This is a genomic window from Tahibacter aquaticus (assembly GCF_004363655.1).
GTDB classification, from domain to species: domain Bacteria; phylum Pseudomonadota; class Gammaproteobacteria; order Xanthomonadales; family Rhodanobacteraceae; genus Tahibacter; species Tahibacter aquaticus.
The window spans coordinates 184,117-199,957 of the sequence record NZ_SNZH01000010.1; the positions used below are offsets into that span (position 1 = coordinate 184,117).

Annotated in this window: 14 protein-coding genes; 11 read left to right on the forward strand and 3 right to left on the reverse strand. The window is 64.6% G+C overall.

The window, feature by feature from the left end:
• Positions 1-729 carry a response regulator transcription factor gene (locus tag DFR29_RS16735; RefSeq protein ID WP_133819755.1) on the reverse strand — a complete coding sequence of 243 codons (729 nt, stop codon included), beginning with the start codon at positions 727-729 and terminating at the stop codon, positions 1-3.
• A gap of 178 nt (positions 730-907) precedes the next feature.
• Entirely contained in the window at positions 908-1,522 is a 615-nt protein-coding gene (locus DFR29_RS16740; protein WP_133819756.1) for an arylesterase, read from the reverse strand.
• On the opposite strand from DFR29_RS16740, the gene DFR29_RS16745 reads away from it, so the two are divergent.
• From DFR29_RS16745 to DFR29_RS16760, 4 genes are all read left to right on the forward strand, one after another.
• Positions 1,521-2,213 carry an ABC transporter ATP-binding protein gene (locus DFR29_RS16745; protein WP_133819757.1) on the forward strand — a complete coding sequence of 231 codons (693 nt, stop codon included), beginning with the start codon at positions 1,521-1,523 and terminating at the stop codon, positions 2,211-2,213. The genes DFR29_RS16740 and DFR29_RS16745 overlap by 2 nt on opposite strands.
• Positions 2,210-4,687 (forward strand): ABC transporter permease, encoded by a 2,478-nt coding sequence (locus tag DFR29_RS16750; RefSeq protein WP_133819758.1) that lies wholly within the window; start codon positions 2,210-2,212, stop codon positions 4,685-4,687. The genes DFR29_RS16745 and DFR29_RS16750 overlap by 4 nt, the downstream gene beginning before the upstream one ends.
• A 395-nt stretch (positions 4,688-5,082) precedes the next feature.
• On the forward strand, positions 5,083-5,988 hold the full coding sequence (locus DFR29_RS16755; RefSeq protein ID WP_243746086.1) for a hypothetical protein: 906 nt from the start codon (positions 5,083-5,085) through the stop codon (positions 5,986-5,988).
• A gap of 106 nt (positions 5,989-6,094) precedes the next feature.
• Entirely contained in the window at positions 6,095-6,355 is a 261-nt protein-coding gene (locus DFR29_RS16760) for a hypothetical protein (RefSeq protein ID WP_133819760.1), read from the forward strand.
• A 186-nt stretch (positions 6,356-6,541) separates the two neighbouring features.
• On the opposite strand, the gene DFR29_RS16765 is transcribed toward DFR29_RS16760, so the two are convergent.
• Positions 6,542-7,528 (reverse strand): IS5 family transposase, encoded by a 987-nt coding sequence (locus DFR29_RS16765; RefSeq protein WP_133819761.1) that lies wholly within the window; start codon positions 7,526-7,528, stop codon positions 6,542-6,544.
• A gap of 45 nt (positions 7,529-7,573) precedes the next feature.
• On the opposite strand from DFR29_RS16765, the gene DFR29_RS16770 reads away from it, so the two are divergent.
• From DFR29_RS16770 to DFR29_RS16800, 7 genes are all read left to right on the forward strand, one after another.
• On the forward strand, positions 7,574-8,320 hold the full coding sequence (locus DFR29_RS16770) for a hypothetical protein (protein WP_133819762.1): 747 nt from the start codon (positions 7,574-7,576) through the stop codon (positions 8,318-8,320).
• Between the two features lie 290 nt (positions 8,321-8,610).
• The gene (locus tag DFR29_RS16775; RefSeq protein WP_133819763.1) at positions 8,611-9,531 is read left to right on the forward strand and encodes an ATP-grasp domain-containing protein; all 921 of its coding nucleotides are present in this window, start codon (positions 8,611-8,613) and stop codon (positions 9,529-9,531) included.
• An 89-nt stretch (positions 9,532-9,620) separates the two neighbouring features.
• Complete coding sequence (locus DFR29_RS16780) at positions 9,621-10,367, forward strand: electron transfer flavoprotein subunit beta/FixA family protein (protein ID WP_133819764.1); 747 nt, start codon at positions 9,621-9,623, stop codon at positions 10,365-10,367.
• A gap of 61 nt (positions 10,368-10,428) precedes the next feature.
• Positions 10,429-11,370, forward strand: a complete 942-nt coding sequence (locus DFR29_RS16785; RefSeq protein WP_133819765.1) for an electron transfer flavoprotein subunit alpha/FixB family protein — start codon at positions 10,429-10,431, stop codon at positions 11,368-11,370.
• A gap of 161 nt (positions 11,371-11,531) precedes the next feature.
• Positions 11,532-13,742, forward strand: coding sequence for a DUF5916 domain-containing protein (locus tag DFR29_RS16790; protein ID WP_133819766.1), 2,211 nt, complete (start codon positions 11,532-11,534; stop codon positions 13,740-13,742).
• A 223-nt stretch (positions 13,743-13,965) separates the two neighbouring features.
• On the forward strand, positions 13,966-15,441 hold the full coding sequence (locus DFR29_RS16795; RefSeq protein ID WP_133819767.1) for an AMP-binding protein: 1,476 nt from the start codon (positions 13,966-13,968) through the stop codon (positions 15,439-15,441).
• Between the two features lie 145 nt (positions 15,442-15,586).
• A complete protein-coding gene (locus DFR29_RS16800) occupies positions 15,587-15,841 on the forward strand; it encodes a WxcM-like domain-containing protein (protein WP_166654159.1) in 255 nt (84 codons plus the stop codon).

The following is a 15,841-nucleotide window of genomic DNA, read 5'->3' on the forward strand; positions in this document are numbered from 1 at the left end:
TCAGGCCTGGCTGCTTGCGGCCAGCTCCGCATCGAGATCGGCCAGGCGATAGCCCGCGCTGTGGATGGTATGCAGCAGCTGCTGCTGGAACGGCTTGTCGATGATCTTGCGCAGGTTGTACAGGTGCGAGCGCAAGGTATCGGAATCGGGCAAGGTGTCGCCCCAGATCTCGCGCTCGATGTCGCGCCGGCTGACCACGCGTGGCGATTCGCGCATCAGGATGGTCAGCAGCTTGATACCGATCGGCGAGACGACCAGTTCCTGGCCAGCCCGCGTCAGGCGCAGGGTGGCGGTGTCCAGTACCAGGTCGGATACTTTCAGCACTTCGGCGCTGACCAGGCGGCGGTCGCGCCGGATCAGCGCACGCACGCGCGCTTCCAGTTCGCGGATCTCGAATGGCTTGACCAGATAGTCGTCGGCGCCCGCATCCAGCCCGACCAGCTTGTCGTCCAGTGTGTCGCGCGCGGTCAGCATCAGTACCGGCGTGGATTTCTTCGCTTCGTTGCGCAGGCGGCGGCACAGGTCGATGCCGTCCATGCCAGGCAGCATCAGATCGAGCACGATCACGTCGTAGCTGTTGTTGGTGGCCAGGCGCAGGCCGGTCAGCCCGTCCGTGGCGTAGTCGATGCCGTAGCCGCGGCGCTCCAGGTACTCGCCGACCATCTCGGCGATGCCGCGATTGTCTTCGATCAGCAGGATCAGTCCTGCCGGTTCCTCGCGCTGCTTCATCGTGCCTCCCAGGCGGCCAAGTGGGTCTTCACATTTGTGAAGAGTGGCGGCGCTCCGGTGATGGCGGCGTGAACAGTGTCGCAGCGGATTGCAGACCTGCCGGCGGCCCCTGACGCGGCCTGCCGCAGCGTCTGGCGCCTGCTGTCGCGCGGGCTAATTCCGCCCTAAAACAAACCTGCTACAACTGCGCGGCAAGTACCGTCCACACCGTCTCCAGCAGCTTGGGCTGGGCGGCCGCCGTCGGGTGCAGGCCGTCGTCCTGCATCAGGTTCGGGTCCAGCGCCACGCCCTCGAGCAGGAACGGGACCAGCGGCACATTGAATTCAACCGCCACGTCCCGATACAGCTGACGCAGGCCGTCGCGGTACTGCGGTCCGTAGTTCACCGGCAGTTCGATACCCAGCAGCACGGCCTGCGCCTTGGCGGCGCGGACGTGCTGCAACAGCTGCACCAGGTTGGCGCGCAGTTCGCTCAAGGGCAGGCCACGCAGGCCGTCGTTGGCACCAAGCTCCAGCAGCACCAGGGCAGGCTTGTGTTCGGCCAGCAGCCGGGGCAGGCGGGCCAGGCCGCCAGCGCTGGTCTCGCCGCTGATGGAGGCGTTCACCACCGCACGCGTCGGCGTCTGCCTGGCCAGGCGCTGCTGCAGCAAGGTGACCCAGCCGGCGTCCGCGGCAATGCCGTGGGCGGCGGAGAGCGAATCGCCCAGCACCAGCACCGTGCCGGTTTTCGCGGCCGGTGCAGCGAAACAGAAAAGTGGAACAAGCAATAAAACCAAAATCAGGAAACGACGCATGCCGCAGTCCGCCGATGTGATATTGAGTGCCAGCGATGTTAGCAAAGCCGTAGCCGGCCCCGACGGCCATTTGCAGATTCTCGATTCAGTCAGCCTTACGGTTCCCACCGGCGAGACGCTGGCCATCGTCGGCGCGTCGGGCTCGGGCAAGACCACGTTACTGGGGCTGCTCGCCGGCCTGGACAACCCCGACAGCGGCGACATCGTGCTTGACGGCAGTCATCTGAACCGGCTCGACGAAGAAGCGCGTGCGGCCCTGCGCCGCCGCCGCATCGGTTTCGTGTTCCAGAGCTTCCACCTGCTGCCGGCACTGACCGCCGAGGAAAACGTGATGCTGCCGCTGGAGCTGGAAGACAGCGGCGGTGATGCACGCAGCGCAGCGCAGCAGGCACTCGCTTCGGTAGGCCTGGAAAAACGCCTGCACCACTATCCGCACCAGTTGTCCGGCGGCGAGCAGCAGCGCGTGGCGATTGCGCGCGCCTTCGTGCATTCGCCGCGGCTGCTGTTCGCCGACGAGCCGACCGGCAACCTGGATGCGCGCACCGGCCGCGCGGTTTCGGATCTGCTGTTCGATCTCAACCAGGCGCGCGGCACTACGCTCATCCTGGTCACCCACGATCTGAATCTGGCCCAGCGCTGCCGCCATGTGGTGCGCCTGGACGGCGGTCGCCGCGTGGACGAGGCCGCATGAATATCTTCCGCTTTGCCGCGCGCGCGCTGCGGCGCGAATTCCGCCATGGCGAATTGCGCACGCTGGCTGCGGCGCTGGTGCTGGCCGTGGCCGCGCTCACCGCCGTGGCCACGCTGGGCCAGCGGGTGGAACGTGCCATCGTGGCGAGTGCGGCCGAACTGATCGGCGGCGATCTCGGCGTATCGGCGCGGCGCGAGATTGCGCCGGAGTTTTCCGCCGAAGCACAACGCCTGAATCTGCAGCAGAACCGCAGCGCCGAATTTCCCAGCGTGGTGTTTGCCGACGGCAAGAGCCAGCTGGCCCAGGTCAGCGCCACCGATGCGAGCTATCCGCTGCGCGGCGTGCTGCGCATCCGCGGCAGCGACGGCAGCGAGCGCGACGTCAACGCACCCGGCCCCGGCCAGGCCTACGCGGACGGACTGCTGATCAATGCGCTGGGCCTCAAGCTCGGCGACTCGCTGGAACTCGCCGGCAAGCCGTTGACCATCGCCGGCGAAATCCTGCGCCAGCCCGACGGCGGGCAGATGTTTTCGCTGGCGCCGCGGCTGATCGTGGCGCTGGACGATGCCCAGTCCAGCGGCCTGCTCGGCGTCGGCAGCCGCGCGCGGCACAAGCTGATGCTGGCTGGCGATGCGGCCGCGCTGGCGCAATTCCAGGCTTTCGCCAAGGCAAACCTGAAAGACGGCGCGCAACTCGTCACCGTGGCCGAGGCACAGCAGAACCTGCGCACCGCATTCGAGCGCGGCGAATCCTTCCTGCGCCTGGCCGCATTGCTGTCGGCCCTGCTGTCCGGCATCGCCGTCGCCCTCGCGGCGCAGCGTTATGCGCGACGCAAGATCGACGAGGTCGCCCTGCTGCGCGCGCTTGGCCTGGGCAAGCACCGCGTACTCGCCAGCCTGAGCCTGACCGTGCTGATGCTCGGCCTGCCCGCCTGCCTGACCGGCGCCGGCATCGGCCTGCTACTGCAGCAGATCGTGCTGAACTACGCCGGCAACCTGCTGCCCGCCGCGGCGCCGGCAACCAGCCTGCTGCCGGCACTCGCGGCGATCGCGGTTGGCCTGGCCGTGCTGGTCGGCTTCGCCCTGCCGCCGCTGGCGCGCCTGCGCGACGTGCCGCCGATGCGTGTATTCCAGCGCGCGGTCGGCCTGCGTCCGCGCCGTTTCGACCTGCTGTACCTGCTGCCGCCTGCGGTCGCGTTCGGCCTGATCATGACGCAAAGTGGAAATAGCACCATTGCGTCGGCACTGGCCGGCAGCCTGCTCGGCGTTACCGCGGCCACGGTCTGCGCCGGCCTGCTGCTGATCGTGCTGCTGCGCCGCCTGGGCCGCAGCCTGCCGGGGGCCTTGCGTTTTGGCCTGGCCAATCTGGCCCGTCGCCGCGGCCTGAGCCTGATCCAGGCCACGGCACTGGCATTGAGCTTTACCGCACTGCTGCTGCTCGCCGTCGTCGGCCCCGGCCTGCTCGCCGCCTGGCGCGCCGACCTGCCGCCGCAGACGCCGAACCATTTCCTGCTCAATCTGCAGACCGAACAGCGCACCAGCGTGGAAACGCAATTGCAAAACCTCGGCGCGAAAAATTTGAATGTGTTGCCGCTGGCCGTCGGCAAACTCGTCGCCATCAACGGCAAGGCTCCGCGTGCGGAAGACTACGAAGACCGCCGCGCCGCCGGCTGGATCAACGGCGAGACGCGACTGTCCTGGAGCCCTGCCCTGCCCGAATCCAATGTGCTCAAGGGCGGCGCCTGGTTCGACGGCAAGGCCACCGCGCCGCAGATTTCGGTAGAGCAGATGTGGATCGACATGCTTGGTCTGAAACTCGGCGACACGCTGAGTTTCACCATCGGCGACCGCCGCATCGATGCACAGATCAGCAGCATCCGCCAGGTCGACTGGACCTCGTTCCGGGTGAATTTCTTCGTCCTGCTCGATCCGGCCACTGCAGCCGAACTGCCGCACAGCCTGATCGCAAGCTATTGGCTGCCGGCGGAACGAACGGTGGAACTGCGCAGTATTTCGCGGCAATTTCCCAATTTGTCGATGATCGACATCAACGCGATTCTCGACCGCGTGCGCGACATCATCGATCGCGTCAGCAGCGCCGTGATGGCAGTACTCGGCTTCAGCCTGCTGGCCGGCCTGCTGGTGCTGATTGCCGCCCTGAACGTGAGTGCGGAGGAGCGCCGCTTCGAGACCGCGCTGCTGCGCACGCTGGGCGCAAAGCGTGGACAGCTGCTGTCCACGGTACTCGGCGAATTTGCCCTGCTCGGCCTGATCGCCGGCCTGATCGCGGCCCTCGGTGCAATCAGCGCAGGCCTGTCGCTGGGCCGCGGCGTTTTCCGCATCGCCTGGCATCCGCCGCTGCTGTCGTTCGCCATCGGCGTAGTCGCGGCGGTGGCCTTGGTCACCTTCGCCGGCTGGCTCGGTACGCGGCGCATTGCGCGTACTTCGCCGGTGCTGGTATTGCGCAAGGAATAGCTAGGATTGGAAACGCACAAAAAGAAACCGGCCTCGCGCCGGTTTTTTTTACAGATTGTTGTTGCAACGATCCGCTCGACAACTTCAAATGGAAAATTCATCAATACCGAAACGTACGCATAGCTCCGAAAATTCCGTGATAGCATCGGCTCAATTGGATTTACGCCGGTCTGCCCACGCTTCATGCGACAGTATTCAGAGTCCAAACGATGTGCCCTCTTCCCTCCAGCATTCCGCCGTTGTGCTTGAAATCACGCACATAAGTCATCGCACAGTTTTTCAACCCTTTCTACATTTTCTTAGCCGCGACCGCTAGCTTCCTGATTTTTTGGATACCTCAGGATACGAGAGCGGAAATTTGCGGGCTTCAGAACGCGGTCTACGACGTCATCTTTGTGGATGGATTCAACAGTCCGACCAGCACCGGCTTGGGGCCTGCCTACGGTAACGTCGGTGCGCCAGCGAGCGGTATTGCCCCAACTATCAGCATCACCTCTCCTACTGGCGGCAGCTTGACCGGACGGCACGTTCAAATCAGCGGCACAATCTCCGGACAGCCTAACGTCGGCGTAGCCGTGAATGGCGAACGCGCCTACGTCTACAACGGCACGTTCCTGACGCGTACGCTGACGCTCGACGCAACAACAAGCCAACTTTCCGCGGTGGCCACGACTCCCGATGGACTTTCAGCAACCGCCAGTACGACGATCAGTGTATCCAGCATCGAACCGGACGCTACGTTGGAAGCCGACGCGGATGCAGGCTTCGCGCCACTACCTGTAGGTTTTGCCATTCGCCTACGCCCGGGCCTAGAGTTGACTGCACAAAATATAATCATAGATTATTCCACCGATAGAACCCCCGACTACAACGGTTCAAGCCCCATCCCGCTGACCATGTACGCAGGCCCAGGCGTATATACGGCAACAGCCGACATCACGCTGTCGGACAACAGCCATCGCATCGTGAGCCGCAAGGTCATCGCTGTTGACTTGGCAGAGCAAAGAACGAACGTCTGCTCCGTATATGCCAACCTGAAAGCCAGGCTGGTCGCGCAGGACGCTGCCGGAGCCGTGCGATCGGTTACCGGCGGGCTCCACCCCAAACTCCTGGCATTTTTCACGGCGATGGGAGCGAAAATGCCCATTGCCGGCGCAGGTCTTGGCACACTTGCCGATGGCACCCTCGGACTCGATGGAGCGGACGTGGTGGCAGTCCGCGAAGTTTCCGGCAAGTTGCGCGGCTATCCTATTCACTTCACGCGGGATGCCACCGGCGTCTGGCGCATCGATGCGATGTGAGAAAGCAACTATGAACTCACCGCTTCGCGAAGCCCCCCCCATCCCTCCCACCGACCGCTTGGCCGCAAGCGCTCGCCCACGCGGCCTGGGCGGCTGGCTTGGGCCTATGGTCCTTGCCGCGAATGTTGTGGCAACCGCTGTCGTTGTCTTCGCTTTCGTAACGCCGTCCGCCTTCAATCCGCCGAGCGTCGGCGCGCTTTACGGCTACGCCTACATTGGGTCGTTGGTACTGTCGGTAGGCGGCGGTCTAGCGCTGATGATTCGGCAGAACAATCCCTGGTGGCTGCTGACGCTCCCTTGGGCCGTCGTGCTCGTCGCCGTGCTTTTGGCCATTGCTCGTGCAATGGGCGTTGCGTCGATGCATTGACGCTGGTTTGCCGACTAAGGAATTCACAGTGAACCGGATCTCACTATGGACACTGTTGGGCTTAGGGAAGGTCTGAACAAGTCAGCGCCACGCGCCAAAAGTGCTATTTCGCGCCGTGCGCGCTGGAATTGACCACGAATTCGGAAGAATCGCAGCGCGAAGGCCGCAATTTGCGGCCTTTCGCCCTCAACAAGCGACCTGCGGACGCAACTTCCCCGTCATCGCCAACAATCGCTTTCTCGCCATCCACAGATTCGATAGCGCGAACAGTGTTACGACCTGCGCTGTGTTCTTCGCCAATCCCTTGAAGCGAACCATCACGTAGCCGAACTGGCGCTTCACCACACGGAATGGATGCTCACCCATCGCTCGGATGCTGGCCTTCTGCTTCTCCGCTTGCTCGATCACCAGCTTCTCTCGCCCTTCCGGCATGGCCTTCACGCTGCCGCGCTTGCGCGCAATCTTCCACTCCAGACCTTTGCGCGCAGCGCTCTTGTCCGCACCGCTATAGCCCGCATCCGCGTACACCACCTGCTCCTTGCCGTGTAGCAGGTATTCCGCTTCAGTGACGTCTGCCTCGTTGGCCGCCGTCGTCGTTACCGTGTGCACCAGGCCTGAATCTACATCAACACCGATGTGCGCCTTCATGCCGAAATACCACTGCTCGCCTTTCTTCGTCTGATGCATCTCCGGATCACGCTCTCCCTCGGCATTCTTGGTCGAACTCGGCGCCGAGATGATCGTTGCATCCACGATCGTTCCCCGCTTGAGCAGCAGACCTTTCCGCGACAGATACCCGTTCACCCGCGCCAGAATCTCCGGCGCCAGCTCGAACGTCTCCAGTAACCGACGGAAGTTCAGAATCGTCGTCTCGTCCGGAATCGGCTTGGTCAGCGAAAAACCAGCGAACTGGCGCATCGATGCGATCTCGTACAGCGCTTCTTCCATCGCCGGATCGCTCAGCCCGAACCAGTTCTGCATCAGATGAACCTTCAGCATCGCCTTCAGTGGATACGGCGGCCGACCGTTACCCGCCTTCGGATACACCGGCTCAATCAGGTTCAGCAGAATCGTCCACGGAATGATCTGCTCCATCTCCGCCAGGAACGTCTCACGGCGCGTCCGCTTGCGCTTGCTCGCGTACTCCGAATCACCGAAGCTCATCTGCGACATCGACCGGTTCCTGATGGCGGGTTGACGCTATTTCAGCACAAGGACTTGTTCAGAGGTTCCGAAGCGGATGGCATCGCGCTGGGCACGTACGACGTCAGCGAACCGACGTTCGTTTCCTTCTGGAACAACACCGACTATTTCTGGAATGGCACGAACTATATGCCGCAGTTCGCGACGTACCCGTTGCGCAATGTGTACTCATTTTATGCGTGCGCGGGCTCTCCTTCGAAATTACTGTTCCGCTTTGCCGGTGCCAGCGGCGCCGTTGCGTTGGGCATCCCACCCCAGCCAGGCCATCTGCGGCTCGCCTTGATTGTCGGCCGACCGGACAACGCCACCCAGCGATTCCCCATACGCGCCGTTCCTGTGATGCAGACGTCGCCGCACGCCTCGCTCCGTTCGTCTTTCACGCGCGGACAATATCGCCAGGCAAGCAAGGAAATCGTAGCCCCTTCTGTGCTCGCAACACCCTACGAAAACTGCTTCGTAAGCCCGCCGCCAACCGGCGTGGATACGTGGTGCTTCGACCCGATACAAAAACGCCGCGGCCTGCTCTGGGGCGACATTGCACAACCTATCTACTGGAGCACTTCCGCAGGTGCAGGCGACGGACCCGATGTGGACAGCGTTCCGTTGCCGGTGTTTTCCTCCGCCACCCCGCGCGATGGCGGCGAAATCAAGTTCAATGACGCTGGCGCGCTGCAGAACTGTCCGTCTCAACCCGCTTCCGCGCCGGAGGACGAGGGCAAGATTCAAATGCGAGAGGAACAGGCCATCCTTGGACTCCCCTGAGCGCAAGCTTCGAACCTTCGCCCATATTGGCGATGCCACCGGCGCTCCGCTTGCGCACTGCACCAGCAGCGCACTCGTGTGTCGGTCTGTGCAGTACAGCGCGGGCACGGACTGGCTGGATGAGCTCTGTCGCATGGAGCGCTGGTGCTGGTGTCGCGCAAGGCAAGGAATGATGCGGCAGCGCAGTTGCTCGAGTCCGGGCCACCTGACCTGGACTCGCCGGTGCCAACCCGGGAGAGCATCCACGTCGCGCTAGACTCTGCGGTCGCACAACGCGCAAGGAGTCCGCCATGTCCGCACCGCATATCGCCCTGGTCACCGCCCGCGCCGCGCGCGATCTCGACGAAGACCTGCCGCCGCTGGTCAAGGCGCTGCAGCGCGCCGGCGCCGAAGTGGCCGTGGTCGACTGGGACGATGCACAGGCCGACTGGGGCCGCTATTCGCTCGTGCTGCTGCGTTCGCCCTGGGACTACAGCGACCGCCTGGCCGAATTCCTCGCCTGGGCCGAGCGTGCCGCCACGCAGACGCTGCTGCTCAATCCGCCGCCGATACTGCGCTGGAATACCGACAAGCATTACCTGGGCGAACTGGCCGGCGCCGGCATCGCCACGGTGCCCGGCGAATTCGCCGAACCCGGCGCCGACGCCACTGCCGCGCTGGATGCGTTCCTCGCCGCGTATGCGTCCGGCCAGGACGACTTCGAATTCGTGATCAAGCCCTGCGTCGGCGCCGGTTCGCGCGATGCGCAGCGCCATGTGGCCAGCGCGCGCGATGCCGCCCTGGCGCATCTGCGGCGGCTGCTCGACGCTGGCCGCAGTGCGCTGCTGCAGCCCTATCTGGCGCGCGTGGACGAGCACGGCGAGACCGCGCTGCTCTGGTTCAATGGCGAGTTCAGCCATGCCATCCGCAAGGGGCCGCTGCTGCGCCGCGGCGAGGATTCCACCCGCGCCCTGTTCGCAGCGGAGCACATCACCGCGCGCCTGCCCAGCCCGGCGGAAATGCAGCTGGCGCGCGAAACGCTGGCCCGGATTCCGTCGCAAGACCCGCTGCTGTACGTGCGCGTAGACCTGATCCAGGACGCCGGCGGCAGCCCGCGTCTTCTGGAGCTTGAACTCAGCGAGCCCTCCCTATTCTTCGCCCACGGCGCCGGCTCAGCCGACCGTTTCGCCGCCGCCATCCTGCTGCGGCTGCAAGCTGTCCGGACCAACTGACCTGCCGCGGCCCGCCCGGCGCGGTAGAATCAGCGGCTTTCCGGCCGCGGCCCGCGCCGCTTTCCCTCATCCAGAACGGAATCCGTTGCATGAAGATCCTCGTCGGCTATAAGCGCGTTGTCGATTACAACGTGCGCATCCAGGTCAAACCGGACGGCTCCGGTGTGGTCACCGAAGGCGTCAAGCTGTCGGCCAATCCTTTCGACGAAATTGCCCTGGAAGAAGCGCTGCGCCTGCGCGAGAAGGGCATCGCGACCGACGTCGTGGTCGCCACCATCGGCCCGGCCGACTGCCAGGCGCACCTGCGCAACGGCCTCGCCATGGGCGCCAACCGCGCCATCCACGTGGTCACCAGCGAAGCGATACAGCCGCTGACCGCCGCCCGCACCCTGCTCAAGCTGATCGAGAAAGAACAGCCCGACCTGGTCATCCTGGGCAAGCAGGCCATCGACGACGACTGCAACCAGACCGGCCAGATGCTTGCCGCATTGTGGAACCGTCCACAAGCCACGTTTGCCTCCAAGGTGGAGATTTCCGGCAGCACGGCCAAGGTCACGCGCGAAGTCGACGCAGGCCTGGAAACCATCGAGATCGATCTGCCCGCGGTAATCACCACCGACCTGCGCCTGAACGAGCCACGCTTCACCAAGCTGCCCGACATCATGAAGGCCAAAAGCAAGCCGCTGGAAAGCATTCCGCTGGAAAGCCTCGGCGTGGAATCGGGCGACAGCCTGAAGACCACTGCCTATGCCGCACCGCCCAAGCGCAGCAAGGGCGTGATGGTCAAGGACGTGGCCGAACTGGTAGCGCTGCTGAAGACCAAGGGCCTGGTGTAATTCCTCCGCCCGGGCTGCCGCGCATCGCGCCGGCCGGGGCAGAACCAACGGGATAAAGTTCATGAGCAAAGTTCTGATCGTCGCCGAACACCTCAACGGCAAGCTCAATTCCAGCACCGCGCGCTGCGTCACCTGCGCCAAGGCGTTCCATGCGGAAAGCATCGACATCCTCGTGCTGGCCGATGCGCCCGACGCCATTGCCGCCGAAGCCGCCGCGATTGCCGGGGTCGGCAAGGTGCTGACCGTGGCCAACACGGCCAATGCGCATGCGCTGGCTGCGGTCTACGCGCCGCAGGTGGTCGCTGCCGCGGCGGGCTATAGCCACGTGCTGGCGCCGTCGACCACCTTCGGCAAAGACCTCGCTCCGCGCGTTGCCGCACTGCTAGGCGTGGCCCAGGTGTCCGATATTGCCGAAGTGCTGGGCGCGCACAGCTTCAAGCGCCCGATCTACGCCGGCAACGCCATCATCACCGTGGAAGCTCCGGCAACCGCCACGCTGATCGGCACTGTGCGCACAGCCTCGTTCGCCGCGGCGGAAGCCGGTGGCAGCGCTGCCGTCGAAGCGCTGAGCATCAGCGCCGAACTGCCGACACATACGCGCTTCGTCGAACTGCAGCAGGGCAAGAGCGACCGTCCCGACCTGCAGAGCGCAGGCCGCGTCGTGTCCGGTGGCCGCGGTGTCGGTTCGGCGGAAAATTTCAGCGTGATCTACAAGCTGGCCGACAAGCTCGGCGCTGCCGTCGGCGCCTCGCGCGCCGCGGTCGATGCGGGCTACGTGCCCAGCGACATGCAGGTCGGCCAGACCGGCAAGATCATCTCGCCCGAGCTGTACCTGGCCATCGGCATTTCCGGTGCCATCCAGCATCTGACCGGCATCAAGGACGCAGGCACCATCGTCGCGATCAACAAGGACGGCGAAGCGCCGATCTTCGAGATTGCCGACATCGGCCTGGTCGGCGACCTGTTCACCCTGGTGCCGCAGCTGGAAGCCGCACTGGGCTGAACCTGCAAAACCTGCTGCAAGCGAAAAGGCCCGCCGCGCGCGGGCCTTTTCGTTCCGACGCAAAAGCTCACCGATTTGGCGCTGGCTGCAACCTTGTCGCGCATTTCCGGCATCAACACCGCTTAGCATCCGCCCGCCGTCCAATACCGATACGACTTCTCATGCTATTGCGCCTCCTGCTGCTGTCCCTGGTTCCCGCCGCCGCCTCGGCACAGACGGCACTGCGCATCGATGGACGCATCGACGAAGCGCAATGGCGCGACGCCCACGTCTTTCGCGATTTCAAGCGCGTGCAGCCGTATACGCTGGACGCGGCCACGGTCGTCACCGAAGCGCGCATGCTGTCCACGCCCGAAGGCATTGCCTTCGCCTTCCGCTGCGAACAGCCGGCGGATATTCCGCGCGTCAAGCCGTTCACGCCGCGCGACCGCATCCGCAATGCCGATCGCGTCAATGTGAACATCGATTTCGATGCGGACGGCAAGACCGGCTACAACTTCACCGTATCGATGTCCGATTCGATCGAAGACGCGATCATCACCAACGAAAACAATTTCAGCACCGACTGGGACGCGGACTGGCAGCACGCGGTGCAGGAAGACGAGGCCGGCTGGAGCGTGGAAATCCTGCTGCCCTGGACCATCGCAACCATGCGCGGCAGCAGCACGCCGACGCGCGAAGTGGCGGTCAATGTGGATCGCGTCGTTGCCTCGCGCAGCGAGCGGTCGGCCATGCCGCCGGTGTTCTACGACAATTCGGTCTATCTGTCGGGCTTCGAGCGCGTCATGATTGCGCAGTACCGCAGCCAGGTGCTGGATTTCTTTCCGTACGTCTCGGCGCTGTACGACCTGAAGCATCCGGGCAGCGAGCTGCGTACCGGCGCCGACCTGTTCTGGAAGCCCAGCGGCGATTTCCAGCTCACGGCAACGGTGAATCCGGATTTCGGCCAGGTCGAGTCGGATGAACTGGTGGTCAACTTCGACGCGATCGAAACCTTCTACTCGGACAAGCGCCCGTTCTTCACCGAGAACCAGGCGCTGTTCGACCTGCAAAGTGCGCCGGACGGCGTGATTTTGTATACACGGCGCATAGGCGCTGCTTCCGACGACGGCAGCGGCAACGCGGCCGACATCGCCGCGGCGGTGAAGGTGAACGGCAATGCGGGCAATCTGAAATACGGCGCGCTGCTGGCCGAGGAAGCCGACGACGCGGGCCGCCGCTTTGCTGCAGCACGGCTGCTGTATCCGATCGGCGAGTCGAGCATAGGCACGCTGATCACCTCGGTCGATCGCCCCGCACTGGACCGCCAGGCCCAGGTGATGGCGAACGACTGGCGCTGGGCCATATCGCCGGGTCTGCGCCTGGAAGGCCAGTTTCTGCTCAGCGACATCGACCAGGCCGGGGTCAACAGCCGCGACAGCGGCGGCGTGCTGCGCCTGCTGTCCAATCCGACGCCGCAATGGCAGCACATCGCCATACTGACTCACCTCGGCGGCGCGCTGGATTTCAACGACGCCGGCTATATGCCGCGCAACAATTTCAATCGCGCGCTGTGGGAGTCGAGCTACAAGCGCAGCAACCTGCCGGCCGATTCGTCCATCGCTGCCATCACCTGGCGCGGTATCGGCATATATCGGGCGAATGACGACGGCGACCGGCTGAGTGCCTACGGCTACCTCACGCGCAACGCGGAATTTCGCGCCGGCGGTTCGCATTTCCTCGAACTGCGCCTGGACAGCGCCGGCTGGGACGACCAGATCACGCGCGGCAACGGCAAGATCTGGCGCGACGCACGGCAATCGTTGTTCACCGAATTCGAGAGCGCGCGCCGCGGCAAATGGCAGTACCAGCTCGGCGTCTGGGCACTGCAGGAAGGCGTGGACGACTGGGCGCTGCAGCTGGAATCCAGCATCAGCTACAGCGTCAACGACCGTCTGTCCATCGACGGCGAAATCAGTCCGCGCTGGAGCCGCGACTGGCTGATCTGGCTGGACGGCGACCGCCTTGCCAGCTATCGCCGCACGCAGTGGGACACGGCGGTGAACATCAACTGGTTTCCCCGCGCGCGCCACGAACTGCGCGCCAAGCTGCAGTGGTTCGCCATCGACGCGCACGACGCGACGGCGTACCGCATCGGCCCGCGTGGAAGCCTGTACCCGGACGGCACGGCGGACGATTTCAGCGTCAACAATTTCGGCCTGCAATTGCGCTACCGCTACGAGTTTGCACCGCAGTCCGAGCTGTACCTGGTCTACAGCCGCGGCGGCTACGAGCGGCGCGAACGGCATGACGACAGCATTGACCTGTTTACCGACGCGCTCAGCCTGCGCGATGCGGACCAGTTTCTCGCCAAGGTGCGCTATCGCTTCTGAGGCCGCGTAGGGGAATTGCCCGTTCGCTCGTCTTGCACTGCCACGCGCCGGACGACCGGGTAGTCGATCCGGCGCGGCGGCGCGCCACAGCGGCGCGTGCACATTGCTGAACGCCAACTGCTACTGCAATGGACTTGCGCCAAGGCCGGATAGCTCTGGCAAACTTGGCCCCAGCCACGGAGTTACCCGGAACCGCGGCGCCACGGAAGACAGGCACCAAGCCATGAAGAAACCGATCTGGGAACCCAGTTCCGAGCGCATAGAGCGCGCCAACATCCACCGTTTCGTGCGCTATGTGCGCGAGCAGACCGGCAACGACGATCTGCGCCGCTTCGCTCCGCTCTACGATTTCTCGATACGCCACCCGGAACGTTTCTGGCCGATGCTGTGGGAGTTCTGCGGCATTCGCGCCTCGGGCACGTTCCACGAGGTGATCGTCGATGCAGGACGCCTGCCCGGTGCGCGCTGGTTTCCCGGCATCCGGCTGAATTTCGCCCAGAACCTGCTGCGTTTCCGCGACGAGCGCTGCGCCCTGATCGGCAGCGATGCCTATGGTCACCGGCAGGAACTCAGCTATGCCCAATTGCAGCAGCAGGTCGCCCGCGCTGCAGCGGGTCTGCGCGCGCTGGGACTGCGGCCCGGCGATACGGTATTGGCAATACTGCCGAACGGCATCGAAGCCGTAGTCGCCCTGCTTGCGGCCGTCGCCGCCGGCGCGATCTGGTCTGCATTGCCGGCAGACTGCGACGCTGCGCGCCTGCAGGCCGCGGCCGCCGCACTGCAGCCACGCCTGCTCGTCGCCACGGCGGCGGCAGCCGATAAAGTTCCCAAAATTGAACTTTCCATTCTTGTCGACATGCATCGCCCCGGCCATGCCAACTGGAGCGAACTGCTGGTTGCACAGGCGCCGCCGCTGCAGTTCGAGCTGGCCGGCTTCGATCATCCGTTGTTCGCGCTGTGCGGCGACGACGGCGACATCAGCCTGCACTCCTCCGGCGGCACGCTGATCCAGCACCTGAAGGAACTGCTGCTGCACGCCGACCTCAAGCGCGAAGACCATATCCTGTTCAGCGCGCAGCCGGGGCAGAGCGCGTGGTACTGGCTGGTGTCCGGCCTGGCTGTCGGCGCCACCCTGGTGATGGCCGATGCGGATTTCGACCTGGCCAGGGCCGGCAGCTGGGATCTGCTCGACCAGCACAGCGTCAGCGTGCTGGCCATCGCTGCGGATCCATTGCAGGCCTTTCTCGACAGCGGTCTGCAGCCGCAGCAGACGCACAAATTGCTGTCGCTAAAGACCGTGCTCGCCTTCGGTGCGCCGCTGCCCGCAGCGGCCGTGGAGCAGGTCTATGCGCGCATCAAGTCGCGCCTGATGCTGTCGACGCTGTGGGGCGACGCGGGCGGGTTGTCGCACCTGGTGCTGGGCTGTCCGCTGCTGCCGGTGTACAGCGACGAAAGCGGCTGCCGCGGGCTGGGCATGAAGATCGACGTGCTCGACGCCAGCGGCGTGGCGCAGGCAGAGCTGCCCGGCCGCCTGGCCTGCCTGGCGGCGTTTCCGTCGCTGCCGCTGGGGCTGCTCGGCGACAGCGACGGCAGCCGCTTCCAGGCCAAGTATTTTTCCCATTTTCCCAATGTCTGGTGCAGCGGCGAAACGGCGCGTCTGGGCGCGCACGACGGCGTCCAGGCCGCCGGCACTGAATGAGCATGCGTCCATGAGCTTCTACGTCCACCCCCTGGCCTGCTGCGAAAGCAGCGCAATCGGCGACGACACCCGCGTATAGGCTTTCGCCCATGGGCTGCCGCAGGCGCACATCGGCAGCGACTGCACTATCTGCGATCACATATTCATCGAGTACGTCGGCGGCGGCGGCGACCGCGTAACGGCCAAGTGCGGCGCGCAGCGGTGGGACGGCGAGCGGCAGCAGGAATTCCTGCTCGACCGGCCCGAGCTGGGCATTCCTATGCCGCCGATCACCTGGGGCATCCAGTACAAGTATTCCAGCGATGCCGTGCTGCTGGTGTTCGCCTCGCATCACTACGAGGCGGACGACTATGTGCGCGACTACGTGCGTTTCGTTGCGCTGAAGAAAGCCGCAACCTAG

What these genes read in the sequence shown, in the direction of transcription:
- DFR29_RS16735 (WP_133819755.1), bottom strand. Translation starts at nt 729, where the DNA reads ATGAAGCAGCGCGAGGAACCGGCAGGACTGATCCTGCTGATCGAAGAC.
- DFR29_RS16745 (WP_133819757.1), top strand. Translation starts at nt 1,521, where the DNA reads ATGCCGCAGTCCGCCGATGTGATATTGAGTGCCAGCGATGTTAGCAAA.
- DFR29_RS16740 (WP_133819756.1), bottom strand. Translation starts at nt 1,522, where the DNA reads ATGCGTCGTTTCCTGATTTTGGTTTTATTGCTTGTTCCACTTTTCTGT.
- DFR29_RS16750 (WP_133819758.1), top strand. Translation starts at nt 2,210, where the DNA reads ATGAATATCTTCCGCTTTGCCGCGCGCGCGCTGCGGCGCGAATTCCGC.
- DFR29_RS16760 (WP_133819760.1), top strand. Translation starts at nt 6,095, where the DNA reads ATGGTCCTTGCCGCGAATGTTGTGGCAACCGCTGTCGTTGTCTTCGCT.
- DFR29_RS16765 (WP_133819761.1), bottom strand. Translation starts at nt 7,528, where the DNA reads ATGTCGCAGATGAGCTTCGGTGATTCGGAGTACGCGAGCAAGCGCAAG.
- DFR29_RS16775 (WP_133819763.1), top strand. Translation starts at nt 8,611, where the DNA reads ATGTCCGCACCGCATATCGCCCTGGTCACCGCCCGCGCCGCGCGCGAT.
- DFR29_RS16780 (WP_133819764.1), top strand. Translation starts at nt 9,621, where the DNA reads ATGAAGATCCTCGTCGGCTATAAGCGCGTTGTCGATTACAACGTGCGC.
- DFR29_RS16785 (WP_133819765.1), top strand. Translation starts at nt 10,429, where the DNA reads ATGAGCAAAGTTCTGATCGTCGCCGAACACCTCAACGGCAAGCTCAAT.
- DFR29_RS16790 (WP_133819766.1), top strand. Translation starts at nt 11,532, where the DNA reads ATGCTATTGCGCCTCCTGCTGCTGTCCCTGGTTCCCGCCGCCGCCTCG.
- DFR29_RS16795 (WP_133819767.1), top strand. Translation starts at nt 13,966, where the DNA reads ATGAAGAAACCGATCTGGGAACCCAGTTCCGAGCGCATAGAGCGCGCC.